Source organism: uncultured Roseibium sp. (assembly GCF_947494555.1).
GTDB lineage: Bacteria > Pseudomonadota > Alphaproteobacteria > Rhizobiales > Stappiaceae > Roseibium.
Map to the genome: position 1 here is coordinate 1,347,472 of NZ_CANLVF010000002.1, position 24,799 is coordinate 1,372,270.

The window sequence follows — 24,799 nt, forward strand, 5'->3', positions numbered from 1 at the left end:
GCACGCTGCCTTAAGCGGCTATGTCGTTGCGGACCATGTTCTCACCCCAGCTTTTTTGATCAGGTCCGGCAATCGCCAGATCACCGGGATCGAAATGAGTGTCGCCAGGATGACGTAGTAGACCGGTGCGTAGTCGTCACCGGTCCGGTTGACCAGATAAGTCGCCAGTATCGGCGTCGTTCCGCCGAAAACCGCCATGCAGATGTTGTAGCCAAGCGCTACCGTGCTGCACCTCAGGTGTGGCGCAGCGGTAAGTGTCAGCGCAGTGACTGACAGCGCCCAACCTGCCGTGCTCGCGAGGGTCAGTCCGAATTGGCCCAGGAAGACTGAAGCGGTATCGGGACGGTGCATCAGCCACCAGCATGGCGCAGCGAGCACCAGGGTTGCGATTGCGGCAACGAGCAAGACCGGGCGCAGACCGAACCTGTCCGCAGCCCAGCCGCAAACCGGAACGAACAATGCCATCACAATCAGATTGACCGTGGTGATATCCAGCGCCTTTGTTGATGAAAATCCGGCTTCGGAACTTAAGTAAGAAACCGCATAAACGAAGATCACGAAATAGATGACGGCCGTCGGGATCAACAACAGGACCATCTGTCCGATCAGACGCCAGTGATCGCGCAGGCTTTGCCAGACCGGTGATGTGTCTTCATCCGGATCGTCTGCGCGCGCGGTTTCTGTCAGGCTCAGGCGCAGGATCGCGCTGAAGACGGCAACAACGCCGCCCAGTGCAAAGGGTATGCGCCATCCCCAATCGGTCATCTGTTCGGCGCTAAGGAACGAGCTGAAGCCGGCCGGCACGGCGGATCCGAGAACGCACCCCCACATCATGGCAAAGGCAACCCAGGCGCCGGTCATTGCCCTGCGGTTTTCCCCCGACTGCTCGACCAGCAAAACGCCGGACGCCGTATATTCGCCGGCTACCGAAACGCCCTGGACGACCCGAATGGCCACAAGGAGAACCGCGGCTGTCACGCCAACCTGCTCGTAGGTCGGCAGCGACGCGATGGCAAAAGAGCCCCCCCCCATCAACAGGACTGAAATCATCAATGCAGACTTGCGTCCGATGCGATCCCCAATATGGCCGAATATCACGCTGCCTAGAGGGCGTGCGGCATAGCCGACAGCAAGGACGGCAAAGGCCGACAGCAGGGAAGCCAACTTGTCATCGGATGGAAAAAACAGGGTCGCCAGTGTCGGCGCGAGAAATCCATAGACCGTAAAGTCATACCACTCGAGAACGTTGCCGCTTGATGCAGCGGCAATCGCCTTGGGTGTCAGCTTCGTTTTCGGCTCAGACATGACACCCTCTCTTCGTCATTCGATCGCGACGGTTTTCGTTGGTCTTGAGCTTAGAGACTTTCGCGCGGAAATTGAAACACCAAACACGGCTTTTGCAGATTGTATCAAGGATGAAAGCAGCACCAATGATGTGCTCCATCGAAGCAGCGCCTTTTGGAAAGCTGCGCCTGTTTTTCGTTCAACGCTGCGGGCCGAGAAGCGTCATGTCCTTTTCAGCCAGGAGAAGATTGGAATAAAGATTGGCGATCCACTGACGGCCGGACGCCGTGACTTTCAGATATTCAATCGCTTTTTGAACATAGGGAGCAACGCTGTTCCGATAGAACTGCGGATACCGATGCACAAGGTCCGCCGGCGTTTCGTAGCCGAGTTGCTTGTTGAGGCCGGCTTCCTCGAACTCGTAGTAAAGCGCATTCGCCTTGCGGATGTAGTGCGGGTCGCCAAGCTGTCCGATAAAATCTGCCGCGCGCAGCAGATTGGCCTCCTCGCAGGCAGGCTCATCATCGTCGGGAAAGCGGCCCGGAAACCGCGTTCCTTCAATGGCTTCCGCGATGCGCGCAGGATCGAGCAAGTCTGTGCCTGCGAGCCTTTGAAACACATAAAGCTTTGACCTGTCGACATGATACGGCGTTAGCGCTGCATCCGAGGCTCCGCGCGCCAGTTTTACCTTCCTGCCATCGCTATCGACAACAAAACCGTCCTCATCATCACCCGGTAAAATGCCGCGTACGTAGCCGATATCGTGTGTGAGACAGGCGGCAATCATATGTGCGTAGTCCGTCGGCGCCATGTGCATGTGAAGCGCGCGCCCCCGAAGAATGTCATGCCCGGCCAGGGTGACCAGCATCGTATGCTCGATATTGTGATAGAGCGCATCGCTGTTGCCAATGCATTCCAAAGCGATCCGGGCAAATGAGGGAACCAGTTCCGCCAGTTCCGGATCGGACTGGCCGAAACGACGCTGTACGTAGGCTGTCAGGAAGTCACCGAGCGCATCGGCCGCTAGTTCCGGCACCGTAATCATTATTCAAAAAGTTCCCGAGCTGGTCGTGGAATTAAAAACAAATTCTGCCTGATTGTACAAACTTGCGAAGTTTTGTGTCAGGCAAATGTCGTCAGGTATTTGAAAGAGCTGCCAATGATCGTTGCAAAGTCATTGGACGACATAGCGGAACATCCGGCTTACCCCGCCTTTTCCGCCGACAGGACGATGCAGCTCGGGTTGTCGAGATACCACGCCCAGCCGACCACGTGATGGCGCTGGTCCGGCGGGAAGCGCAGCGGATGCCAGCGGATGTTCGATAGTCCGGCAAGTTCCAGCGCCTGTTCGTGTTGCAACCGGCTCCATTGCCAGATCGGCACCTCGAAATCCTTGATAACAAGCGCATGGGCGGGCGGGTCGATGGTCCGATATCGAAATCCGATGCGTGCTTCCATGTCGTCGGGCGCGCTGGTGAAATCGTAATCCGGGTTGATTGTATAGGTGACAAAGCGTCCGCCCGGCGCAAGGTTCCGGCCGATCAGGGCGCACATGCGGTTGAGTTCATCCACGCTTTGCGCGTAGTGAAACAGATACATCGCCGTGACGATGTCGGCCGGCGGTGTCATTTCGAACATGTCATCCGCTGCGCTGACCTGCGCATAGGTGATCCGGTCCGGGAAGGCTTCGGGCTGGCCGACGGCATTCTGTTCCTTCGCCCGATCCAGCATTTCTTCCGAAACATCAAGCCCCAGAACCTCAGCCGCGCCGCCATGCGCCAGAACGCGCGTCAGGCGGCCATCGCCACAAGCAAGATCCAGAACGCGCTTGCCTTTGACGGATCCCAGCTCGTTGAGAAAACTGGTCCATTCCAGCAGCCTGTAAGGATTGTCGGCGACCGATTGCTGCAGATACGGCGAGGGATTCTTGTCATAGTCTGCCATTGCGGTTCCCTTGTCCGAGAGGGCAACTGGTCCCACAACTTAAACATCTGTGCGTGGGGCATCCAGTCTGGAGACCAAGAGCCAGCAAAGGCAAGGCATTACGCTTTTGAGATTGTCTTGTTTACACCTCTCAAAACCGGACGCTTCGCCAGTGTGTTTCCTATCCGGGCGAGGACCCGATCTGCCTTGCCATTTCCGACGTCTGTTTCCAACCGGACTTCTCGTAAAGTAGCCGTCCCTGATCAGTGGCATGAAGAATGGCATAGGAAAGACCGCGAGAGCGCAGTTCCGTTTCCACGGCACGCATGAGATCACTTGCAATCCCCTGACCGCGCCAGCCCGGCTCGACAAAGAGATTGAGGATATATCCTCTTTTGCTGCTTTGCGGGTGAAGCGGATGCGGCGGCCAGTCGAGCGTCATTCCGCCGATACCGCCAATGGCTGTTCCGTCACTTTCCGCGATAAAGCCAAAATAGGAGCCGTCTTCGAGTGAGGCCCGCTGCCATGCACGGTATGGGCCGGCCATCTCGGCCAACACCTCTTCCAGGTGCCCGGACGTGCGGAACATTTCTTCCCTGTGGCGGCAGACAAGATCGCAGTCGGATTTCACCACAGGCCGAATGGTTACAGTCATCTCGCGCCCTCCGGCGGTTCGACGCCTACGCCTCGTATACGATCTCGCGCGTCTCGCGGAAAGTCACATCGGGGAATTTCTCGGTAACATGACCGACTTCCCAGGCGTTCTTGAATAGAAACACGGGCTTGTCGTCCCGATCGTTGGCGACAGAGATGCGGTGCGCCTCGATGATTTTCTGCAGCGTCTGGCTGTCGGTCTCGATCCAGCGAGCCGTGTTATAGGGAACGGCCTCAAAGCCGATCTCGGTGCCGTATTCCGCCTTCAGGCGATCAACGACAACATCGAGCTGAAGCGCTCCGACCACGCCGACGATCCAGTTGGAGCCGAGATCCGGTTTGAAGATCTGGACTAGACCTTCCTCCGCGAGATCCTGCAGGCCCTGACGCATCTGCTTGACGCGCATGGTGTCGGAAAGGCGCACGCGGCGCAGGATTTCCGGCGCAAAGGCCGGAAGGCCAGTTACGTGAATGTTCTCGCCTTCGGTCAATGTGTCGCCGACGCGCAGCTGGCCGTGGTTCGGGACGCCGATGACATCGCCCGGATAGGCCAGATCGGCGATCTCGCGTTCCTCGGCGAAAAAGAAGATCGGTGCGGAAACGGCGATCTGCTTGTTCGCGCGCACATGCTTCAGTTTCATACCGCGTTTGAAGGTGCCCGAGCACAGACGTACGAAGGCGATGCGGTCCCGGTGCTTGGGATCCATGTTGGCCTGCACCTTGAAGACGAAGCCGGTGACCTTGTCTTCTTCCGGCATGATCGTGCGCCCGCCGGTGGCAGGCTGCGAGTGGGGCGCAGGAGCATTGTCGGCAATGAAATCGAGCACTTCCTCGATGCCGTAATCGCGCAGCGCCGACCCGAAAAAGACCGGTGTCAGGTGGCCTTCGAGAAAGCTCTCCTTGTCAAACTCCGCGTAGCCTTCCGCGCCGAGTTCCACATTCTCGGTGAGTTCTTCCATGATCCGGTCGAACACGGTTCCGGTCAGAGTCTCGTCTTCCAGGCCCGACACTTCTTTTGTTTGCGCATAAGGCCCGCCGCGCTCACCCTCAGACGTGTGAAACTTCTTTTGCTGCCAGTCATAGACGCCGAAGAAGTCAGAGCCCATGCCGACCGGCCAGGTCTGCGGCGAGACGTCAAGCGCCAGGGCTTCCTGAACCTCATCGAGGATTTCCAGGGCGTGGCGGCCTTCCCGGTCGATCTTGTTGACGAAGGTGATGATAGGAATGTCGCGCAGGCGGCAGACTTCGAAAAGTTTGCGCGTCTGGGTCTCGATGCCCTTGGCGGCGTCAATCACCATGATCGCCGCGTCAACGGCCGTCAGCGTGCGATAGGTATCTTCAGAAAAGTCCTCGTGACCCGGCGTGTCGAGCAGATTGTAGATGATGCCCTTGCGTTCGAAGGTCATGACAGAGGACGAGACGGAAATCCCGCGTTCCTGCTCGATCTTCATCCAGTCGGAGCGGGCCCGGCGGCGCTCACCGCGCGCCCTCACCTGCCCGGCCGCCCGAATCGCACCACCCGACAGGAGCAGTTTTTCGGTCAGGGTCGTCTTGCCCGCATCCGGGTGGGAAATGATCGCAAACGTGCGCCGTGCTTGAAACGGCGCCGCGCCATTGAGGCCAGCCATGAAAGTCTCCTGGTCCGTTGTTCCGGCAGGGGCTGCGCAATCGCGACGGTTGAAACCGGTGCGCAACAACACTCTCAAGGGCCGGACGGATTGATGTTTCGTTGGCGCAAGGTCATAGAGGGAATATGAGGAAAATTCCAGAGTGAAGTGAAACCTGCTTCCAGACTTTCTCTATATGGGTCGAAAGGTAAGATTTTGCGCTGCCAAGAACAAAGGATGTTCGTGGAGCATCATCCTGTTCAGAATTGACATGTCGAAAATCTCTACATGAGATGGATCGAAGACGTGCCGCTACGAGCTTGGAAGCATTCCTCTCACAAGTGGCCCATCCTTCGAGACGCCGCAGAGGCGGCTCCTCAGGATGAGGGTGTCTGCTGTAGAAACGGCGAGTTCTCGGTTCGCGAACACCGCGAAGAGTGTTTTCGCCGATTTGTCTTAATCCAAAAAACACCCTCATCCTGAGGAAGATCGCAAGATCTGTCTCGAAGGATGGGCAACACACTCGACAAAACTGGCCGGTCCTTTGAGATCCAAAACAGCTCACCAGTTTGAGATTTGTTCAGTCGCCGAATTTTCCAATGCAGTGCTTTTGTTTCAGCAATGCGGAACCAGATCATTCGCCGGCTCGGGAAGCTGCTAAGCTGGATTGAGCGAATCAAATCTGAATGCCGCACAGAGGATAAATCGCTTGAGCCACAAGAAATGCCTGATCATCGGCCTGCTGATGATCGCCGGAACCGCCGCCATACTCTTTGCGATGGGCCGCATTCCGATCTGTGACTGTGGTTATGTCCTGTTCTGGACGCCGGCAGATGATCTGGCCGGCTCGTCCCAGCACATCGCCGACTGGTACACGTTCTCGCATATCATCCACGGCTTCATCTTCTACTGGGTGCTTTGGCTCCTATTCCGGCGCAACTCGGTTTGCGAACGCGCACTCGGGGCGATTTTTCTAGAAGCGGCGTGGGAGGTTGCCGAAAACAGCCCGTGGATCATCGACCGCTACCGGGAGGCAACGATTGCCGTCGGCTACACCGGTGACAGCGTTCTGAACTCCGTCTTCGACATCATCTGGATGCTGGCCGGTTTCTTCTTTGCCTGGCGCGTGCCGGTCTGGGTGACAATCCTCGTCGCCATAGTCTTTGAACTGCTGGCGCTTTGGGTGATCCGGGACAATCTCACTTTGAATGTGATTATGCTTCTTTATCCCATCGAGGCCATCAAGACCTGGCAAGGCGGATAACAACCAACGCACACTTTGTCATCCCGGACGCATAGGAGATCGGGGAGCCGGTGCCCCTCAGTTGGGGTGCCGAAACACTGCTAGGCCTGCGCCTCTCCGATCCCGGCTCGCGCTGCGCTTGGCCGGGATGACGATGGAAAAGCGGTGCCAACATGGCGGTTGAGAAAGTAATCGTAAGGAGTTCACTCCCAATCTCGTCATCCCGGACGCAGCGAAGAGGAGATCCGGGAACCAGTAACCCTAGGCTACAATGGCTTCGACACAGGCCAGGTGTTTCCTGGTTTCGCAGGAATGACAAGATTGCGAGGTTTTCTGGAAGATGAGACGATGAGAATTCGCCTCGACTTTCATTTTTACCGACTGCCAACTGGGCCAGAGCATTAATGCGGAACCACGCTGCATCACACCAATGATGTTCAGCTCTTCGCCCCTTTCTCTTTTACGTCATCCCGGACGTAGTGAAATGAAGATCCGGGATCGGGGAGCCGGTGCACCTCAATAGGGGCGCAGAAACGCTGCTAGGCCTGCGCCTCTCCGATCCCGGCTCGCGCTACGCTTGGCCGGGATGACGATGGCAAAGTGGGTTCAACATGGCGGTTGAGAAAGTATTCGTAAGGAATTCACTCCCAATCTCGTCATCCCGGACGTAGTGAAACGAAGATCCGGGACCGGGGAGCCGGTGCCCCTCAGTTATGGTGCAGAAACGCTGCTAGGCCTGCGCTTCTCCGATCCCGGCTCGCGCTGCGCTTGGCCGGGATGACGATGGATGGGTTATTTGACTTAAAAATCCCCGCTCAGGGCTGCGGAGACAAAGTGGCCCGGGAGCGAGCCATCTGGCAAGATACCTATAACTGAAACAGTTTGTGCTTCTTGAGCAACTCGATCAGCACCTGGCGGGCGTCGCGGCGGTGGTTGCGGTGCCGTTCGCGGGCTTGCGCCGCGTCTCCCAGCCGGATCGCGTCGTAAACGGCGCGGTGGTCCTCATTCGACTTGACCGGCAAGGGACGAATGAAAAGGGTCATGGCGCGGGCGCGCCTCACCTGGTTTGCCATCATCGACACGATCGTCTGCACGCGCGAATTACCGCCGAGGCGCACCAGTTCTTCGTGAAACGCATTATCGGCGACTGCCCATGCTTCCCTGTCCTGCCGGGCAAGGGCGTCTTCCATCGCCTCGATTGACTGTTGGAGCGCGGCAAGATCGTCTTCCGAATAGCCCTTGTCCGCCGCCTCTTCCGCAGCAAGGCTTTCAAGCTCCGTCAGGACGGCATAAATGTCTTCCATGTCCTTTAATGAGAGCGTCGCGATCCGCACACCCTTGCGTGGCCGTACTTCCAGCAGGCCCTGCTGCGCCAGCATCAATGTCGCTTCGCGAACAGGCGTGCGTGACATGCCGAGACGATCGGCCAGTTCGCTCTCAAGATGATCGGAGCCGGCTGCCAGTTCACCGTCGAAGATCAGCTGACGGATCTGCTCCATCGCCTGTGTCGTGATCGTCTTGGGTTTCGGCGCCTCAAGCACGTTCAAACTCCCGGATTTTCTGCCCCAAGCGGTCAGACTGATAAATCGCCTTTTCGATTGCAATCACCTTGAGATAGTCCCTCGCCGCGTTTTCCAAGGGTTTGCCATCAAGCAAACCGTCAACGACGTGACATATCAGATTCTTGACGCAGTCACCGCCAAAGCCCTCCCATTGCCGTGACGCGAGCAGAACCTTGTCGTCCTGCGCGCCGAAATGCCTCAAACGGACAGAACCGTCTCCCGCGAGCGAGAGCGTTCCGCGCGTTCCCTCAACCAGAGCCTCGCCGAGTGTCGTGCGGCAGTTTTCAGCGGAATGGTCGAGCAAGCGATTCCCGTCGAAAAGCGCCCGGACCCCGTCCGGATAGTCGAAAATGAAATAGCCCGCATCTTCACCGGCAATGACGGGGTTCATTTTTCTCAAGTCCGCATAAACAGCCTCAGGCTCGCCGATCAGGTAGCGAAACGTATCGATCCAGTGCACGCCGGTCTCGTGAATAAGCAGCTGCGGCATCGTCTGGAAATAAGGCTGGCGGTCCAGATACGCGTCAGGCCCCTGCCCGTCACCCGTACGCAACCGAAAAGTAACCTGCTGGAGATCGCCAATCAGCTGCTCATCGATCGCCTGCTTTAGCGTTCTGTACCAGGGCTGAAACCGGAAGTTTTCGTGGACGACCAGCACGACGCCCGCTGCCTCGGCAAGCTCGGTGGCGTGTTTCGCCTCTTCCAGCGAATTGCAGAACGGTTTCTGGCAAATGACCGCCCTGACGCCAAATTCGATCGCTGCCTTGATCGCGGCGAGATGTGTCGGTGGCGGTGTGATGATATCGAGCAGATCAGGCGTTGCCATCCTGAGCATCGTGTCCAGCTCATCAAAAGATGACAGACCCGTTGCCCGTGCCTTTTCCAGGTCCCGATCGCAAGCACCGACCAACCTGACGCGCTGCAGCTTTCGCCACGCTTCGTAATGAAACCGGGCGAAATAACCGGCTCCCAGACAGGCAACACGCAAAGTTTCGCGCCCCTCCAGCATAGGTTCTTCTCCCCTTCTATTGAGATGCGCAACCGCCATCCGTTGATGCGGGCAGGACCCATTCGGCCGCCGCCCTTTTCTTTTTGTGATAGTGGACATCGGTCGAGTTGACAAGGGATTGATTTACGTATACGCAAACAAATGTGCAATTTGATACGATCACTAATCCGATCGTGGGAGGAGACCCAAATGCTTGATAAGAAATCCCTGCAACGCCTTTTTTTGAGTGCCGCAATCGTTGTCGCCGGCGCTGGCAGCGCCCTTGCTGCCGAGACGCTCAGGTTCAGTCACACCGACAATCCGGGCGGTTCCCGCCAGGCGGCGGCTGAGCTGTTTGCCGAGAAGGTTGCCGAATACACAGACGGTCGCTACGAAGTTCAGATCTTCCCGTCAGGGCAGCTGGCAAACGACCCGAAGGCCATCGAACTGCTTCAACTGGGCGGTATCGACTTCACCGTTTCCGCAACAGGAAGCTATGCAACGCACCTCCCGACCCTGAACCTCACAGCCATGCCATTCCTTGTCGATACGTACGAGCAGGGCTGGGAGCTTTATGACAATTCCGAGTGGCTGCAGGGCGAATTCGAAAAGCTGCCCGAAAAAGGTTTCCGCGTCCTGTCGACCTGGGAAGCAGGCTTCCGCAGTTTCACCACCAATGAGCCGCTCGCGTCTCCGACGGATGCGGAATCGATGAAAATGCGCGTTTTCCCGAACGACATGATCCGCTGGTCCATGGAAGCAATCGGCTTCCAGACTGTGGTCATGCCGATCACGGATGTTTACCTGTCGATCCAGCAGGGTATCGTCAACGGTCAGGAAAACCCGGTCGACACGATCAAGTCTCTGCGCTTCTACGAAGTTGCGCCGAACATTACTCTGACACGTCACGTCTACAGCCCGCTGCCGCTGACAATCGCGGAAAAAACCTGGCAGGGCTTTTCCGACGAAGACAAGGAAGCCGTTCTGAAAGCAGCAGCAGAATCAGCCGCCTTCAGCCGTGATCTCGTCAAGAGTTCGGTCGACAGCCAGTTGACGGAAATGGAAGAAGCCGGCGCAAAGGTCAGCGTTCCTGAAATCGGCCCATTCCGTGAAGCGGTACAACCGGTCTACGCCAAGGCGAAGGATGTTTATGGCGCAGAAGCCGTCGACAACATTCTTTCTGATGCCGCGGCGATTAGAGAGGCGCTCCCGGCACAGAACTGATCGAGCAACGTGAGCGTCAACTGGCCGGAGCCCTGAGGGTTCCGGCCCTTTTCAAAAAGAGAAGACCGTTGGATTACCGAGATCATTATCCGGCTGTGCTGCGCTGGCTCAGCCACCTGGTGGACGTGTGCCTCATGATTGGTGGCTTTTCGATCGTCACACTGGTGTTCTGCAATGCCTCCTTGAGAGGATTTGCTGGCTTTGACCTTGCCTGGTCGCTTGAGGTGACGAGCTTTCTGCTGCTGTGGAGCACATTTATCGGCTGCGCTGCTGCCGTTGCGCGCGGCGCGCATATGCGGGTCACCGAAATAGTGGAACGGCTGATGCCATACAAGGGTCAGCGGATCCTGTCGATCGCGATCGATGTGATCATCGCGATCCTTCTGATCAGTCTGATTTACACCGGATACAACATTTCGGTTCACACCTGGGCGCAGAAAACCACCGTTCTTTATTGGCCTGTCGGACTTCTTTACGCCTCCATGCCCGTCGGCATGACCCTGACCCTGATTTTCCATCTCTTCAACATGGTGTTCGACATCAAAAACCCCGTTGTTCCCCATGCTGCCCACTCTGACGGTGGAGAGGCCCTCTCATGATCCTGCTTTTCGTCGTGGCGGTCTTTCTGACCACAGTCTTTCTTGGAATTCCCCTCGTCTGGGCCATCTTGTTGACGGCAGTGCTGCCGATTATCGTCTTCGATCTTGGCTATCCGCTGCAGGCACTGTTCCTCAACTTTATCGGCGGTGTCGAACCCAACCACTTTCTTGCAATCCCGCTCTTCATCGTTGCCGGTGAAATGATGAGCCGTGGGGGCGTGGGCCTTCGCATTATCGGTTTCGCACGCGCCGCATTCGGTTTCATGGCGGGTGGCCTCGGCATGGTTGTCGTCGGTGCATCGATGATCTTCGGCGGTATATCCGGTTCGGCGATCGCCGACAGTGCCGCCATCGGCTCGGTCATGATCAAGAACATGTCGAGGGAAGGTTACAACACCGCGTTCGCGGCCGGGCTTGTCGCAGCCGCCGGCACGATCGGCATCATTATACCTCCCTCTATCCCAATGCTGATCTACGGCTTCGTCGGCAACGTCTCGGTCGCGGACCTGTTTCTTGCGGGCATGGTTCCCGGCATCCTGTTCGGCGCCATGTTCATGGCGGTGTGCTACTATGTCGGAAAGACCACCAACTGCGATCCGGGCGGCCGGACGACAACTCTGAAGGAACTCACCAGTTCCTTCATCGGCACCGCACCGGCTCTGTTCATGCCGGTTCTGATTCTTGGCGGCATCTTCACGGGCTGGGTCACACCGACCGAGGCAGCAGCGCTGGCGGTGGTCTACGGGCTCTTTGTCACAACTGTCGTCTATCGCGATTTCAAGCTGAAGGATCTGCCACGACTTCTGGTCGATTCGTTCGTCACAAGTTCCGTAGTCATGGTCGTCATTGGAGCGACAACCGTGCTCGGCTGGCTGATCACGCTGGAACAGATGCCCCAGATCCTGGTCGGCTTTGTGCAGGAGTTTTCAAGCGGACCCTGGATGTTCCTGCTCCTGGTCAACATCGTTCTTCTGATCCTCGGCCTTGTGCTCGATCCGGTGCCAGCAATCCTTTTGACGGCGCCGCTGTTCCTGCCGACCGCCAAGGCCTTTGGCGTCGATCCGGTCCATCTTGGCGTGATCATGACCTGCAACGTCGCGGTCGGCTTGTTCACGCCACCAGTCGGCGCAACGCTCTACGTCGCCTCAAGGATCTCAGGTGTCGGTGTTTTGTCGATCGCCCGCAAAATGGCGCATCTCTACCTTGCAGCCATCGCCGCCCTTCTGGCAGTTACCTATATCCCGTTCGTTTCGATGGGAATGGTTCATCTGTTCCGGTAAGGAGACTAAAAGGTGTTTGCAGTCACGGTGCAATTCAAGATCAAGGACGGCATGATGGATACCTTCATGCCGCTCATGCTCGAAAACGCAAAAGCGTCTCTTGAGCATGAACCGGCTTGCCGGCAATTCGATGTGTGCAGCGAGCCGGACCGGCCCGGAGAGATATTCCTCTATGAACTCTACGATGATGCTGCCGCATTCCAGACCCACCTGAAAACACAGCATTTTCTGGCCTTTGACGCGCAAGTCTCTACGATGATTGCCGAAAAGACCGTTGCGACCTATTCGAAGGTGAGTTCATGACGCCGTGGGAAGTCTTTGCCGTCAAATATGCCGACCGGAATGCGAGAACCCGGAAGGACAGCTTTCTGTTCGACGACGATCATCACCTTCCCCACGACATGGACTATTTCATCTGGGTCCTGCGCCGGGGTGATGACATTGTCCTGGTCGACACCGGCTATGATCAGGAAGAAGGTGACCGGCGCGGCCGTCCGATCCGGCTGAACCCGGTTGAAGCACTTGCTCCGCTCGGTATTGCCCCGGAGGCCGTCTCCACGATCATTGTCACGCATCTACACTATGATCACGCGGGTGGCTTGAAGCATTTTCCGAATGCCACAATCCATCTGCAGGCAGCCGAAATGGCATACGCGACCGGTCCGTGTATGTGTCATGGCACCTTGCAGGCCCCCTTTACCGCCGATCACATTTGCGAAGCCGTGCAACGGCTCTATTCCGGCCGCGTGGTCTTTCACGAAGGCGACGGCGAAGTTCGCGAAGGTGTCACGGTCCACCATACCGGTGGGCACAGCAAAGGGCTTCAGGCGGTGCGCGTTCTAACGGCGGCCGGTTGGATGTGCCTGGCATCCGACACGTCCCACTACTACGAGAATTTTTTGGAAGCCAAGCCGTTTCCGATTGTCGTCGACCTTGCGGACATGCTGGAAGGGTTCCGCACCATTCGCTCTCTGGCCAGCTCCGACAAGCTTGTCGTGCCGGGGCATGACCCGCTTGTCAGGGAGTATTTCCCGGCACATGGCCCGGACCACATCATTCGTCTCGACCAGGGCCCCAAAAAGTGGATGGAAGCATGAAGCTCGGGGTAATCGCTGACGATTTTACCGGCGCGTCTGATATCGCCCTGACCCTCGCAGAAGGCGGCATGTCGGCGACGCAGTTCGTCGGCATCCCGTCTCAGACACCAAGCGCGGGAATAGATGCCGGCATTGTGGGACTGAAGTCACGGACCGCGCCTGTCGAAGAAGCGGTCAATCAATCGCTGAAAGCATGCGACTGGCTTTTAAACCAGGGCTGCAGTCAGATTGTCTTCAAGGTCTGTTCGACTTTCGATTCCACTGACGAAGGCAATATCGGACCCGTGGCCGCGGCGCTTGCGGACCATCTCGGTGAAACCTCGGTGATGGTGTGCCCCGCCTTTCCCGAAAACGGGCGCACGGTCTATGAGGGACATCTTTTCGTCAAGGACAGACTGCTCAGCGAAAGCGGCATGCAGAACCATCCGCTGACACCAATGCGGGACCCCGACCTCCGGCGCGTTCTGTCGCGTCAAACGGATTGGCCGGTCGCACATGCACCAATTTCCAGCGTCCGCGAAGAAGGCGTCGCCCTCACTTCCCGCATCGCGAGCGCGGGCAAGGCCATGATCATTGCCGACGCCATTGAAAACGCGGATCTCGTTGCCATCGGCCGTGCGGCCAAGGACCGGAAGCTTGTTGTCGGTGGTTCAGGAATAGCACTCGGCCTTCCGGAAAACTTCGGTGTCGAGGACCGGGGAACCGCATGGCGCGGGCTCACCGGCAAGGCGGTGGTGTTTTCCGGCTCGTGCTCCGTTGCAACCCGTGAACAGGTTGCGCGTTTCAAATCAGGCGCACCTTCGCGGGAGATCGCCGTTGAAGACATCATGGATGAAAAACTGTCGCTCCAGGAACTCGTTGAATGGGTTCTACGGCAAGACACGCCTCCGCTGATCTATTCTTCAGCAGAGCCCGAAGTTGTCGCCGCAGCACAGGAAAAATATGGAAAAGAGCAAAGCTCTCAAGCAGTTGAACGCCTGTTTTCAAATCTTTCCGCAGCACTTTCACAATCCGGTGTAACACGGATTGTCGTAGCCGGAGGTGAAACGTCCGGTGCGGTCGTGTCGGGAACAGCGGCTGACACGCTCGAAGTCGGACCTCGGATCGCGGCGGGTGTTCCCGCGCTCAAAGTCGCGGACAAGGACCTTGTCCTCGCCCTGAAATCCGGCAATTTCGGCGGGCCCGATTTTTTCCAGGAAGCACTCTCGGTACTTGAGGGCCGCCCATGAGCGAGCTCTCCACCATGCGCGAAAAAATGGCGCTTTTTGCAAAGTCCATGTTTGACAGAGGTCTGACGCACGGCTCGACAGGCAATCTCTCTGCGCGCTTGTCGGACGGCGGCCTGTTGGTGACGCCGACCGGATCTTCCATGGGGTTTCTCGACCCGGCGCGCATCAGCCATCTCTCGTCGAAAGGTGAGCTTCTGTCAGGCGACCGGCCGACCAAGGAAATGCCGTTGCATGAGGCCTTTTACGAAACGCGTCACGGCACAGGTGCGGTCGTACATCTTCACTCATGTCATTCGGTTGCGCTCTCGCTGCTGCCGGATATCGACCCTGAAAACGTGTTGCCGCCCCTCACCGCCTACGGAATAATGCAACTCGGCAAGGTCCGTTTGCTTCCGTTTTTCGTACCTGGTGATCCCGAAATGGGAGAGGCCGTCCGGGGTCTTGCCGGAAAACGGTCTGCGGTCCTGTTGGCAAATCACGGCCCAGTCGTTGCCGGAAAGGACCTGGAGGCAGCTGTTTATGCAATGGAAGAGCTTGAAGCGACGGCAAAACTGGCATTGCTGTTGCGCGGCGCCGGTGCCACGGGCTTGGAGCCTGCGCAAATCAACCGGATTGTTGAACGATTTGATGTTGACTGGAATTGAGGACTGACCAGATGAGAATTGCCCTGATCAAAGGCGACGGTATCGGCGTTGATGTCGCCGAGGCGGCTATGGCCGTGGTCGAGTCTGCGCTTCAAAAGACCGGATTCGCGCGACCTTCCTATGATGAAATCCATGCGGGTGCCGGCTATTTTTCGGAAACCGGCCTGGACATTGAAGTCGATGGTGAGCATCGCGCGGAAGCGGCGGACGCAATCTTTCTTGGCGCGATCGGATTACCCTCCATACGCCACGAAGACGGGACGGAAGTTTCCCCGCACTTGCGATTGCGGGATTCCTTTGGGCTTTACGCCGGCGTTCGCCCGGTTAAGGCCTATCCAAACGCGCCGCAACGTCTGGCCGACCCGCGCGCGGCGGGCATCGATCTCGTCATATTGCGCGAATCGACCGAAGGTCTCTTTTATTCGGCCGCCACCCACAAACGCAGCCTCGTTGTCAACGACGACGAAGTCCAGGACATTTTGAGGATCACCCGCAAGACCACGACCAAACTGCATCAATTTGCGTTCAACCTTGCGCGTAAGCGCCGCGAGCGTGGCAGGTCCGGCAAGCTCACCTGTGTAGACAAGGCTAACGTTTTCACGTCTCTGGCCTTTTTCCGCCAGCTGTTCGACGAGGTAAAAGCGAATAATGCCGACATTCCGGTTGGTTACAACTATGTCGATGCGCAGGCTCTCGACCTTGTTCGCAAGCCCTGGGAGTTCGATGTCCTGGTCACGGAAAACATGTTCGGCGACATTCTTTCCGACCTTGCCGGCGGACTTGTTGGCGGGATGGGCATGGCGGCCTGCGCTGAAATTGGTGACAGTAATGGCCTCTTTCAGCCTGCCCACGGAAGCGCTCCCGATATCATGGGCCAGGACAAAGCCAACCCGCTGGCGGCAATCCTGAGCGGCGCGCTCATGCTGGACTATCTTGCCGAAAAACTGGATCAACCCGACCTCAGCGACGCTGCGGACCTCATCAACGCGGCTGTCATGTCCGGCTTTCAGAGCAAAGCCCTGAGACCCATGGAATTCGGTGGCGACATGGGAACGCGCGCCGTAACCGAGCAAGTCATGTCCGCGATCGAGGAAAAGCCGCGCCTGCAAAGCTCCGTGGGAGCCTGATTCAGGATTACGAACGCTTTCTTGCCACGCCCGAGCAGCTTTCACGCACGATCAGGTCGCCATGCAGAAGGTGGTTTTGTGTGTCGGGCGGCTTGTTCGCCAGCCGATCCAACAGGATATTCATGGCCTTCTCACCAATGTGTTGCCTCGGCTGGCGTATCGTCGTCAGCGCCGGGGAGAAGTTGCTTGCAAACGGAATGTCGTCAAACCCGAGCACCGAGAAATCTCCGGGCACCCTGTACCCTCTCAGTTGCAGCGCCGAGATGACGCCAACAGCCGTGTTGTCGTTGAAACAGAAAAAGGCGCTCGGCAGATCGTCCTTGATGAACAAACGCTCGACCGCGGCACGCCCGCTTTCGCTCGTGCCATCGCCCTCCACGCGCCAATCCCGGAGACTTTCAGGAGATTCCTTGAGGCCCTGACGATAGCCGGAGTGGCGCAGATCACTGCGTATGTCCGCGCGGCCGCCCGAAATGTACGTGATCCGGCGATGACCGAGCGATATCAGGTATTCCGTCGCCATTTTCGACGCGGCCACGTCATCGACACCGACGTAGCTGACCTCCGTGTTGGATACCGGCCGTTCGGTCGCGACAATCGGAGGCAGCGTTGTCAGGGGTGTCTGAGGTTCTCCAGCCACCGGGATATGTCCCGTCAGGAGCACAAGTCCATCTGCCATTCCCGTTGAAAGGAACCGCAGATAGTTCTGCTCCAGGCCGGTGGTCCCTTCCGTATTGCCGATCAGGACGCCATAGCCGCGGTCGTTGGCTGCCTTTTCAAGTCCCGTCAGAATGCCTGCAAAGTTCGGGTCCGCGATGGACGAGGCCAGGACCAGGACCATCTTGGACCGCTGCATGCGCAGGTTCTGCGCCATGGCGTTCGCCGTATAGCCGGTGCGCGCGATGGCGGCGGTAACTTTCTTGCGTGTGCTCTCCGCGACTTTTTCCGGCGATCGCAAAGCGCGGCTGACGGTTGCGATGGAAACCCCCGCGAGCCTTGCCACGTCTTCGATTGTCGCCGGCCGGTCCAGCGGTTCGCTCATTTTCTGGCCTCGATTATGCTGCACCGCGAGCACAAGGAATGATCATCAAATTCAATACTCTTACAGCTGTATAGAGCCTGATTCGATTCATGAAAAGGTTTACAAACCGAAATGTAAAGGTTTACATCATCTGTGAAAACGTTTACACGAGATTCATGGCGCGATCATGGATGTGACCTTCAGCGCCTGGGAGGAACTTCAGATGGATGTTGCAACGTCCGCTTCGGCGGCGATCGTTGAAGCTGTCAACATCAGCAAGTCTTTTGGTCCGGTGCCTGTCCTGTTCAGCGTGAGCATGGACGTGCGTCCGGGTGAAGTTCATGCGCTTATCGGCGAAAACGGCGCCGGCAAGTCGACCCTGATGAAAATTCTCTCCGGATTTCACGATCCGACGTCCGGCCAGATCCGTGTCGACGGCAAACAGGTCTCCCTGCCCGCGAATGGCGGAGCCGAGAAGCTCGGCATCGTGCTCATCCACCAGGAACTCAATCTCGCAGAGCAGATGACCGTTGAAGAAAACGTCTTTCTGGGGCGTGAAATTCGTCGCGGCGGCTTCCTGGACAAGGTGGCGATGCGAAAGTCCGTCCAGACCTTCTTGGACGAAATCGGCCTCGACATTGCCCCCACAGACCGGATTTCCGATCTCACGATCGCGCAGAAGCAGATGGTCGAGATCGTAAAGGCGGTCAGCCGGAATGCACGGATCCTGATCATGGACGAGCCGACCGCGGTTTTGACGGAAGAAGAAACCGAGGTCTTTTTCCGGCAGGTCGAGAAGCTGAAATCAGGTGGCGTCGGCATTGTCTTCGTTTCGCACAAGCTCAACGAGGTCAAGGCAATCGCCGACCGTGTCACGATCCTTCGCGATGGCCAATGGATCGACACGCGTCCCTCGCAGGACCTTACACCCGACACGATGGCCCAGATGATGGTCGGACGAGAATTGTCCGACCTCTATCCACCCATGCATGAAGCCGACGTTGATGCTGAACTCGTTCTTGAGGTCCAAAATCTCAAGGCACAAGGCATCGACAATGTCAGCTTCGGCCTGCGGAAAGGCGAAATCCTGGGTTTTTCCGGCTTAATCGGTTCCGGCAGAACCGCGGTGTTTGAGGCCGTCTGCGGTCTCAGCCCGGTCGAAAGTGGTTCGATCAGCCTGTTTGGACGTCCTGTCAGCGGGATGAGCGTTGCCGAAGCGCGCGATGCCGGGCTGGCGTATCTCACCAAGGACAGGAAAGAAAAGGGCCTGTTGCTCAGCAAGCTGATGCGGCCCAATCTTACGCTCTTCGCCCTGCCGAAATTCGTGAAGCATTTCGCCATCGACCGGAAAGCTGAGGAAAAAGCGCTCGACCGCGCAATCCGCAGATTTGATGTAAGGGCGCGCGATCCTGGCATCACTGTCGGCAAACTTTCCGGTGGCAATCAGCAGAAGCTGTTGCTTGCCAAGATCATGGAATGCGACCCGCGGATCGTGATCATCGACGAGCCCACCCGAGGGATCGATGTCGGCACCAAGCAGCAGATTTATCACTTTATTGCCGCGCTCGCTGCCGAAGGCGTCTCGGTGGTGGTGATCTCGTCCGAGATGCCTGAGATCATCGGGATCTGCCACCGGGTCGTCGTTATGCGTGAGGGCCATATCACAGGCGTTCTGACGGGCGACCACATCAACGAAAACGAAATCATGCGCTACGCCGCCGGGCTGAAACGGGAGGAACTCCATTGACCATGATGACCGCATCAGATGACGCGGCGGCCAAGACTGCCAGACGGATGTCCGTCGATTTCAAGACGCTCGGGCCCGCGCTCGCGCTGCTCCTGCTCTGCGTGATCGGGTTTCTCTTGAACCCTGCTTTTGTCAGCGAAGGCAATCTGACCAACCTGCTGACGCGCTCCGCCTTTATCGGCATCATCGCAGTCGGCGCCACGTTCGTCATCACCGCCGGGGGGATCGACCTGTCCGTCGGCTCCATGGCGGCAGCGATCTCGGGCGTGATGATCATTGTCATGAACAACACGGTCGAGACCCTCGGGACCGGTGTGCCGACGGTACTGCTCGGCTGCGGTCTCGCGATACTGCTCGGGATCGGCGCCGGCTGGATCAACGGCGCACTGACAACGAAAGGCAAGATCGAGGCCTTTATCGTCACGCTCGGCACCATGGGCATCTACCGTTCGCTCGTCACCTATTTCGCTGACGGTGGCACCCTGTCGCTCAATTTTGACATTCGCGGCACCTATCGCCCGGTCTATTACGACAGTTTCCTCGGCCTGCCCTTCCCGGTCTGGGTATTCATCGGGGTTGCGATCTGCGGCTGGCTGCTGCTCAACCGGACCGCGTTCGGACGTTATTGCACGGCAATCGGCTCCAACGAGGCTGTCGCGAGATACTCCGCCATCAATGTCGACCGGGTGAAGACGCTCACCTACATCATTCAGGGCCTGTGCGTTTCCTTTGCGACGATCATCTACGTCCCTCGCCTCGGTTCGGCCTCCGCGTCGACCGGCGTCCTCTGGGAGCTTGAGGCGATCGCGGCGGTCATCATAGGCGGCACGGTTCTGAAAGGCGGCTATGGAAGGATCGGTGGCACGATCCTGGGCGCGCTGATCCTGACAACAATCGGTAACATTTTGAATTTCACCGACATGATCTCGAACTATCTCAACGGAACGATGCAAGGCCTGATCATTATCGTCGCGGTTCTGCTGCAGCGAAGTGACTGGAAATTCGGCAAGTCCGGAAAGTCCTGACGTTCTGAAATCAACCTGACGGGGCCCGTCCCCCACAACAACCGGCTCGCACCGGACGGGAGAGGTGCGTCCAAATGATAGCATTGGAGGAGGAAACAATGCCCTGGAAATCCGCAATAGGAGCAATGGCGCTGACAGGTCTGCTGGCCCTTGGAGGCACGGCAACGGCAGACGACAAGATCAAGATCGGCGTCAGCTATCCCACACCAACCCATGCCTGGGCAGCCGGTATGAACTGGCATGCCGAGCAGGCGGAAAAGCGCCTTGAAGAGCTTTATCCGGATGTGGACCTTATCCTGGTCAACTCCCCTGACCCCGGTGCGCAGGCCAGCGCTTTGGAAGACCTGGTCTCTGTTCACCAGATCGATGCTCTTGTCGTTCTGCCCTTTGAATCCGAACCTCTGACCGATCCGGTTCTCAATGTGAAGAAGTCCGGCGCCTGGATCACGGTTGTCGACCGCGGTCTAAGCCAGCCCGGCATCGAGGACCTTTACGTTGCGGGAAACAACCCGGAACTCGGACGGGTGTCTGCGCAATACATGAAGGGCCGTCTGAAAGAAGGCGACAACATTGTCATCCTGCGCGGGATACCGACTGTCATCGACAATGAGCGGTTCGATGCCTTCATGGCGGAAATCGAAGGTTCGGGCATCAACGTCCTGGACCACAAACACGCCAACTGGAACCGTGATGACGGTTTTGAGGTCATGCAGGACTTCCTGTCCCGCTTTCCCGACATTGACGCCGTGTGGGCACAGGACGATGACATTGCTGTCGGTGTCGTGGCCGCCCTCAAGCAAGCCGGACGTGACGGCGACGGCATGTTTGTCGTCGGTGGCGCAGGCATGAAGGAAATCATCAAGGGCATCATGGACGGGGACGAACTGATCCCGGTAGACGTTCTTTATCCGCCTGCAATGATCGCAACCGCAATGGATGCAACGGTCAATGCCTTCAAGTCCAACGGACCGGTCGCAGGCCGCTACATCCTGGGTGCGACCCTGATCACCCGTGAGAATGCGGAAAGCTACTATTTCCCGGATTCTCCGTTCTAATCGTCACTTGCAACCTGGCCGGGATCTTTGCGATGGGGTCCCGGCCCTTTTTTTACAAATCCAGTAAGTTTCAGGAGCGCATCATGAAAACAATCAAGGGACCGGCTCTGTTTCTTGCCCAGTTCGCAGGCGACGAGGCACCTTTCAACTCCTGGGCTTCCATCACCAATTGGGCGGCCGATTGCGGTTATGCCGGCGTTCAGATTCCAAGCTGGGACAACCGGCTGTTCGATCTTTCAAAGGCGGCCAGTTCGATGGCCTATTGCGATGAACTTGTCGGAACGGCAAAGGAAAACGGTGTTGAGATCACCGAGCTTTCAACCCATCTTCAGGGACAACTCGTCGCGGTTCATCCAGCCTACGACGCCGCATTTGACGGATTTGCAGCGCCCGAAGTCCGCGGCAATCCGGCAGCACGGCAGGCCTGGGCCGTAGACCAGGTCAAGATGGCGCTGGCCGCAAGCCGCAATCTCGGCATCTCCGCGCATGCGACCTTTTCCGGCGCCCTCGCATGGCCTTATCTCTATCCTTGGCCACAGCGGCCGGCCGGACTGGTCGAGACCGCCTTTGATGAACTTGCCAAACGCTGGCGACCGATCCTGGACTATGCGGACGAGATGGGTGTCGACGTCTGTTACGAAATCCACCCCGGCGAAGACCTTCATGACGGCATAACGTTCGAGATGTTTCTGGAGCGCCTGAACGGTCATAGCCGCTGCAAGATGCTCTACGATCCATCCCATTACGTTCTTCAGTGTCTCGATTATCTCGACAACATCGACATCTACAAGGACAGGATCGGCATGTTCCACGTCAAGGACGCGGAATTCAATCCAACCGGCAGGCAAGGTGTCTATGGCGGCTATAGCTCCTGGGTGGATCGCGCGGGCCGGTTCCGTTCCCTCGGCGACGGACAGGTCGATTTCGGCGCTGTCTTTTCAAAGATGGCGGCGAACGATTTCGACGGTTGGGCTGTCGTCGAATGGGAATGCTGCCTGAAGCATCCCGAAGACGGTGCCCGCGAAGGCTCGGAGTTTGTGCGCAATCACATTATTAGAGTGACGGAAAAAGCCTTTGACGACTTCGCCGACGGCGGTACAGATGATGCGGCCAACCGGCGGATGTTGGGGATCGGTCAGGACTGACAGCAGTCGCAGCCACGTCAGCGCACCGGTTCCTTCAAAGAGTACAAGTCCCTTGACCAGGATCACCTTTGACACAACGACTTGCCAGATACCGGCAGATTGCCTTCGCTTTCGCTCGCCATCTGCCTGTTTGGCCGCGACCAGTGAAATGACTGAGAGACTCGACGCGGCGATTGCCCGCAAACGTGTTTCCCTATAGAAATGTAATCGATTACACAAAGAGTGCCCTTCGGGTTTCGGGGCGATGAGGAGAAGTGACATGGCCATAGAAGGAAAAGACAACCCGCAGGTGCGCCCGATCCGGCTCGGCATGGTTGGCGGTGGCAAAGATGCTTTCATCGGCGCTGTTCACAGGATCGCCTCCAGGATTGACGGGCGCTATGAACTTGTGGCCGGGGCGCTTTCGTCAACGCCTGAAAAAGCACGGGAATCCGGCCATGCCCTGGGGCTCAAGGAGGACCGCATCTATGCAGACTTCGAGGAGATGGCGAAGCGGGAAGCACGGTTGAAGGACGGGATCGAAGCGGTTGCCATTGTCACGCCCAACCATGTGCACTATCCGGCCGCAAAAGCCTTCCTGAAACGCGGTATCCACGTCATTTGCGACAAGCCACTGACGTCGACACTCGCAGACGCCAAGAAACTGGTTAAGGCAGCTGAAAATTCCAGCGCCCTCTTCTTTCTGACGCACAACTACACCGGTTATCCCATGGTCCGGCAGGCGCGTGAGATGGTCCAGGCTGGCGATCTTGGCGCTATTCGCGTTGTTCAGGTGGAATATCCACAGGACTGGCTGACGGTTGAGCAGAACAACAAGCAGGCCAATTGGCGCACAGACCCTGCCCGCTCCGGAGCAGGTGGTTCAACTGGCGACATCGGGACACATGCTTATAATCTCGCGAGCTTCATAACCGGTCAAACTGCCGAAAGCCTGGCTGCGGATCTGCAGTCATTCGTTCCCGGGCGGCAGGTCGATGACAACGGACACGTGATGCTGCGATATGCCAGCGGCGCGCGTGGCATGCTCTGGTGTTCGCAGGTCGCCCCCGGCAACGAAAACAATCTGAAAATCCGCGTCTATGGCGACAAGGGTGGTCTTGAGTGGCATCAGGAGAACCCGAACTACCTCTATTTCACACCCTTTGGGGAGCCGATGCGCGTCCTCACCCGCGGTGGCGCGGGCATGCTTGGATCGATCGGGCCCGCGACCCGAATCCCGCCGGGACATCCGGAAGGATACCTCGAAGGCTTTGCCAACCTTTACAAGGATGCCGCCGATGCCATCAGGGCGCATCAGAGCGGCGGCGATACCAGCTCGCTTGTCCCCGGGATCAGCGACGGGCTTGCAGGCGTTCAGTTCGTCGATGCCTGCGTCAGGTCTTCTGCGAAAAACGCTGCGTGGGTGAAGCTCGGCGGTTAACGGCTATCTTTGTTCCAGCGTCGGGCGATGTCCGGCGCTGCCATTCAATGATGCGTTTGATAACCTTCCCTGCTGCAGATTTGTGGACTGCAAAAGCGTGTCTCAGTGTCAGCTCCCGGTCTTTCAGACTGTCCTTTGGCGACCTGACACATCCACTCTCCCGTCAAGAAGACCAAAATCACACTGATTCATTTCGATCCAAAGTTGCACCCTCTCTTTGCGGCAATTTAATTCGGGGCGAATGTGACCATTTTCTAAAAATACAACCCGGCTGCAACCTGATTAAAATTAAACTGATGAAGTTAATAGAAAAAATGTAGAACAAAGACTTACAAAGCATCCAAAGATTGGCCGTTGCAGGTTAAGCGCTTGTTAAATAATAATTCTCCGTGACGGAGCATATTCCGCAAGCAGGGCAGTGCAATTCCCCCTTTAAAAACATACTCTTCACTGCTTGTCATAAATACGGATTTTTATTTAAATTACTTCGGCCAGACTTTTTTCAAAATATTGCATTTTTTTCGCCGCAATTGACCAGATTTTTCGTCAAAATCTCACGAATACATTAACGCCACAAGAACAAATCACCCAACTAATCGCTTGGACACAAACCGAAAAAATGCCGGGTAAACACGCGGCGTTCGAGGCTTTTTATGGCCGTTCAGGGGGGACCAAGCATGCCGACATCACGTTCAGCCACAATTCCTGCACCCGTGTTTGAATTAGCGGGAGACACAGCCTTCTCTGGCGAGAGAGGCGACTATCTTGATGCGGGCAATGCGGCAGCGCTGTCGCTGGCAGCCGGCACCATCGCGCTGACCTTCAATGCGGACAAGGTCTCCGGACAACAGGCGCTCTTTTCCAAGGACGGCAGCGGCTATGACGAGGGCGGGCACCTGACCGTCTGGCTCAAGAACGGCCAGAT

The 24,799-nt window shown here is 57.4% G+C and carries 23 protein-coding genes; 15 read left to right on the forward strand and 8 right to left on the reverse strand.

Features of this window, described 5'->3' with window-relative positions; genetic code table 11:
• Positions 1-18: 18 nt before the first annotated feature.
• The 5 genes from Q0915_RS14660 to Q0915_RS14680 all read right to left on the reverse strand — a co-directional run bounded on the left by Q0915_RS14660 (position 19) and on the right by Q0915_RS14680 (position 5,489).
• Positions 19-1,305, reverse strand: a complete 1,287-nt coding sequence (locus tag Q0915_RS14660; protein WP_299472270.1) for an MFS transporter — start codon at positions 1,303-1,305, stop codon at positions 19-21.
• A gap of 178 nt (positions 1,306-1,483) precedes the next feature.
• Positions 1,484-2,329, reverse strand: coding sequence for a metal-dependent phosphohydrolase (locus Q0915_RS14665; RefSeq protein ID WP_299472271.1), 846 nt, complete (start codon positions 2,327-2,329; stop codon positions 1,484-1,486).
• Between the two features lie 158 nt (positions 2,330-2,487).
• Positions 2,488-3,228: a class I SAM-dependent methyltransferase gene (locus Q0915_RS14670; protein ID WP_299472272.1), complete on the reverse strand. Its 741-nt coding sequence runs from the start codon at positions 3,226-3,228 to the stop codon at positions 2,488-2,490.
• 160 nt (positions 3,229-3,388) lie between these two features.
• Complete coding sequence (locus Q0915_RS14675) at positions 3,389-3,862, reverse strand: GNAT family N-acetyltransferase (protein ID WP_299472273.1); 474 nt, start codon at positions 3,860-3,862, stop codon at positions 3,389-3,391.
• A 25-nt stretch (positions 3,863-3,887) separates the two neighbouring features.
• Positions 3,888-5,489, reverse strand: coding sequence for a peptide chain release factor 3 (locus tag Q0915_RS14680; protein WP_299472274.1), 1,602 nt, complete (start codon positions 5,487-5,489; stop codon positions 3,888-3,890).
• 688 nt (positions 5,490-6,177) lie between these two features.
• Between Q0915_RS14680 and Q0915_RS14685 the strand changes: the two genes are divergently transcribed.
• A complete protein-coding gene (locus Q0915_RS14685) occupies positions 6,178-6,732 on the forward strand; it encodes a DUF2585 domain-containing protein (RefSeq protein WP_299472275.1) in 555 nt (184 codons plus the stop codon).
• An 845-nt stretch (positions 6,733-7,577) separates the two neighbouring features.
• Here the strand turns inward: Q0915_RS14685 and Q0915_RS14690 are convergent.
• On the reverse strand, positions 7,578-8,252 hold the full coding sequence (locus Q0915_RS14690) for a GntR family transcriptional regulator (protein ID WP_299472276.1): 675 nt from the start codon (positions 8,250-8,252) through the stop codon (positions 7,578-7,580).
• On the reverse strand, positions 8,245-9,282 hold the full coding sequence (locus tag Q0915_RS14695; protein WP_299472277.1) for a Gfo/Idh/MocA family oxidoreductase: 1,038 nt from the start codon (positions 9,280-9,282) through the stop codon (positions 8,245-8,247). The genes Q0915_RS14690 and Q0915_RS14695 overlap by 8 nt, the downstream gene beginning before the upstream one ends.
• A 189-nt stretch (positions 9,283-9,471) precedes the next feature.
• Between Q0915_RS14695 and Q0915_RS14700 the strand changes: the two genes are divergently transcribed.
• From Q0915_RS14700 to Q0915_RS14735, 8 genes are all read left to right on the forward strand, one after another.
• The gene (locus Q0915_RS14700; protein ID WP_299472278.1) at positions 9,472-10,485 is read left to right on the forward strand and encodes a TRAP transporter substrate-binding protein; all 1,014 of its coding nucleotides are present in this window, start codon (positions 9,472-9,474) and stop codon (positions 10,483-10,485) included.
• Positions 10,486-10,553: 68 nt separating this feature from the next.
• On the forward strand, positions 10,554-11,084 hold the full coding sequence (locus Q0915_RS14705) for a TRAP transporter small permease (RefSeq protein WP_299472279.1): 531 nt from the start codon (positions 10,554-10,556) through the stop codon (positions 11,082-11,084).
• Positions 11,081-12,364 (forward strand): TRAP transporter large permease, encoded by a 1,284-nt coding sequence (locus tag Q0915_RS14710; RefSeq protein WP_299472280.1) that lies wholly within the window; start codon positions 11,081-11,083, stop codon positions 12,362-12,364. The genes Q0915_RS14705 and Q0915_RS14710 overlap by 4 nt, the downstream gene beginning before the upstream one ends.
• Positions 12,365-12,376: 12 nt before the next feature.
• Positions 12,377-12,667: a putative quinol monooxygenase gene (locus tag Q0915_RS14715; protein ID WP_299472281.1), complete on the forward strand. Its 291-nt coding sequence runs from the start codon at positions 12,377-12,379 to the stop codon at positions 12,665-12,667.
• Positions 12,664-13,461, forward strand: a complete 798-nt coding sequence (locus Q0915_RS14720) for an N-acyl homoserine lactonase family protein (protein ID WP_299472282.1) — start codon at positions 12,664-12,666, stop codon at positions 13,459-13,461. Before Q0915_RS14715 ends, Q0915_RS14720 begins: the two co-directional genes overlap by 4 nt.
• The gene (otnK, locus tag Q0915_RS14725) at positions 13,458-14,690 is read left to right on the forward strand and encodes a 3-oxo-tetronate kinase (protein WP_299472283.1); all 1,233 of its coding nucleotides are present in this window, start codon (positions 13,458-13,460) and stop codon (positions 14,688-14,690) included. The genes Q0915_RS14720 and otnK overlap by 4 nt, the downstream gene beginning before the upstream one ends.
• Positions 14,687-15,334: a 3-oxo-tetronate 4-phosphate decarboxylase gene (gene otnC / locus Q0915_RS14730; RefSeq protein WP_299472284.1), complete on the forward strand. Its 648-nt coding sequence runs from the start codon at positions 14,687-14,689 to the stop codon at positions 15,332-15,334. Before otnK ends, otnC begins: the two co-directional genes overlap by 4 nt.
• An 11-nt stretch (positions 15,335-15,345) precedes the next feature.
• Positions 15,346-16,461, forward strand: coding sequence for an isocitrate/isopropylmalate family dehydrogenase (locus Q0915_RS14735; RefSeq protein ID WP_299472285.1), 1,116 nt, complete (start codon positions 15,346-15,348; stop codon positions 16,459-16,461).
• A gap of 7 nt (positions 16,462-16,468) precedes the next feature.
• Here the strand turns inward: Q0915_RS14735 and Q0915_RS14740 are convergent, their stop codons facing one another.
• The gene (locus Q0915_RS14740) at positions 16,469-17,503 is read right to left on the reverse strand and encodes a LacI family DNA-binding transcriptional regulator (protein ID WP_299472286.1); all 1,035 of its coding nucleotides are present in this window, start codon (positions 17,501-17,503) and stop codon (positions 16,469-16,471) included.
• 202 nt (positions 17,504-17,705) lie between these two features.
• Between Q0915_RS14740 and Q0915_RS14745 the strand changes: the two genes are divergently transcribed.
• The 6 genes from Q0915_RS14745 to Q0915_RS14770 form a co-directional block, all read left to right on the forward strand.
• Positions 17,706-19,229 carry a sugar ABC transporter ATP-binding protein gene (locus Q0915_RS14745; RefSeq protein ID WP_299472336.1) on the forward strand — a complete coding sequence of 508 codons (1,524 nt, stop codon included), beginning with the start codon at positions 17,706-17,708 and terminating at the stop codon, positions 19,227-19,229.
• Between the two features lie 2 nt (positions 19,230-19,231).
• On the forward strand, positions 19,232-20,254 hold the full coding sequence (locus Q0915_RS14750; RefSeq protein ID WP_299472337.1) for an ABC transporter permease: 1,023 nt from the start codon (positions 19,232-19,234) through the stop codon (positions 20,252-20,254).
• 98 nt (positions 20,255-20,352) lie between these two features.
• Positions 20,353-21,309 (forward strand): substrate-binding domain-containing protein, encoded by a 957-nt coding sequence (locus tag Q0915_RS14755; RefSeq protein WP_299472287.1) that lies wholly within the window; start codon positions 20,353-20,355, stop codon positions 21,307-21,309.
• Between the two features lie 83 nt (positions 21,310-21,392).
• Positions 21,393-22,454, forward strand: coding sequence for a sugar phosphate isomerase/epimerase (locus tag Q0915_RS14760; protein WP_299472288.1), 1,062 nt, complete (start codon positions 21,393-21,395; stop codon positions 22,452-22,454).
• 259 nt (positions 22,455-22,713) lie between these two features.
• Positions 22,714-23,874, forward strand: a complete 1,161-nt coding sequence (locus Q0915_RS14765) for a Gfo/Idh/MocA family oxidoreductase (protein WP_299472289.1) — start codon at positions 22,714-22,716, stop codon at positions 23,872-23,874.
• 677 nt (positions 23,875-24,551) lie between these two features.
• Positions 24,552-24,799 (forward strand): hypothetical protein (locus Q0915_RS14770; protein WP_299544303.1); only part of this gene is annotated, 248 nt, incomplete at its 3' end.

Coding starts and splice junctions, on each gene's coding strand:
- Q0915_RS14660 (WP_299472270.1), bottom strand. CDS start 1,305: ATGTCTGAGCCGAAAACGAAGCTGACACCCAAGGCGATTGCCGCTGCA.
- Q0915_RS14665 (WP_299472271.1), bottom strand. CDS start 2,329: ATGATTACGGTGCCGGAACTAGCGGCCGATGCGCTCGGTGACTTCCTG.
- Q0915_RS14670 (WP_299472272.1), bottom strand. CDS start 3,228: ATGGCAGACTATGACAAGAATCCCTCGCCGTATCTGCAGCAATCGGTC.
- Q0915_RS14675 (WP_299472273.1), bottom strand. CDS start 3,862: ATGACTGTAACCATTCGGCCTGTGGTGAAATCCGACTGCGATCTTGTC.
- Q0915_RS14680 (WP_299472274.1), bottom strand. CDS start 5,489: ATGGCTGGCCTCAATGGCGCGGCGCCGTTTCAAGCACGGCGCACGTTT.
- Q0915_RS14695 (WP_299472277.1), bottom strand. CDS start 9,282: ATGCTGGAGGGGCGCGAAACTTTGCGTGTTGCCTGTCTGGGAGCCGGT.
- Q0915_RS14700 (WP_299472278.1), top strand. CDS start 9,472: ATGCTTGATAAGAAATCCCTGCAACGCCTTTTTTTGAGTGCCGCAATC.
- Q0915_RS14710 (WP_299472280.1), top strand. CDS start 11,081: ATGATCCTGCTTTTCGTCGTGGCGGTCTTTCTGACCACAGTCTTTCTT.
- Q0915_RS14720 (WP_299472282.1), top strand. CDS start 12,664: ATGACGCCGTGGGAAGTCTTTGCCGTCAAATATGCCGACCGGAATGCG.
- otnK (WP_299472283.1), top strand. CDS start 13,458: ATGAAGCTCGGGGTAATCGCTGACGATTTTACCGGCGCGTCTGATATC.
- otnC (WP_299472284.1), top strand. CDS start 14,687: ATGAGCGAGCTCTCCACCATGCGCGAAAAAATGGCGCTTTTTGCAAAG.
- Q0915_RS14735 (WP_299472285.1), top strand. CDS start 15,346: ATGAGAATTGCCCTGATCAAAGGCGACGGTATCGGCGTTGATGTCGCC.
- Q0915_RS14740 (WP_299472286.1), bottom strand. CDS start 17,503: ATGAGCGAACCGCTGGACCGGCCGGCGACAATCGAAGACGTGGCAAGG.
- Q0915_RS14745 (WP_299472336.1), top strand. CDS start 17,706: ATGGATGTTGCAACGTCCGCTTCGGCGGCGATCGTTGAAGCTGTCAAC.
- Q0915_RS14750 (WP_299472337.1), top strand. CDS start 19,232: ATGATGACCGCATCAGATGACGCGGCGGCCAAGACTGCCAGACGGATG.
- Q0915_RS14755 (WP_299472287.1), top strand. CDS start 20,353: ATGCCCTGGAAATCCGCAATAGGAGCAATGGCGCTGACAGGTCTGCTG.
- Q0915_RS14760 (WP_299472288.1), top strand. CDS start 21,393: ATGAAAACAATCAAGGGACCGGCTCTGTTTCTTGCCCAGTTCGCAGGC.
- Q0915_RS14765 (WP_299472289.1), top strand. CDS start 22,714: ATGGCCATAGAAGGAAAAGACAACCCGCAGGTGCGCCCGATCCGGCTC.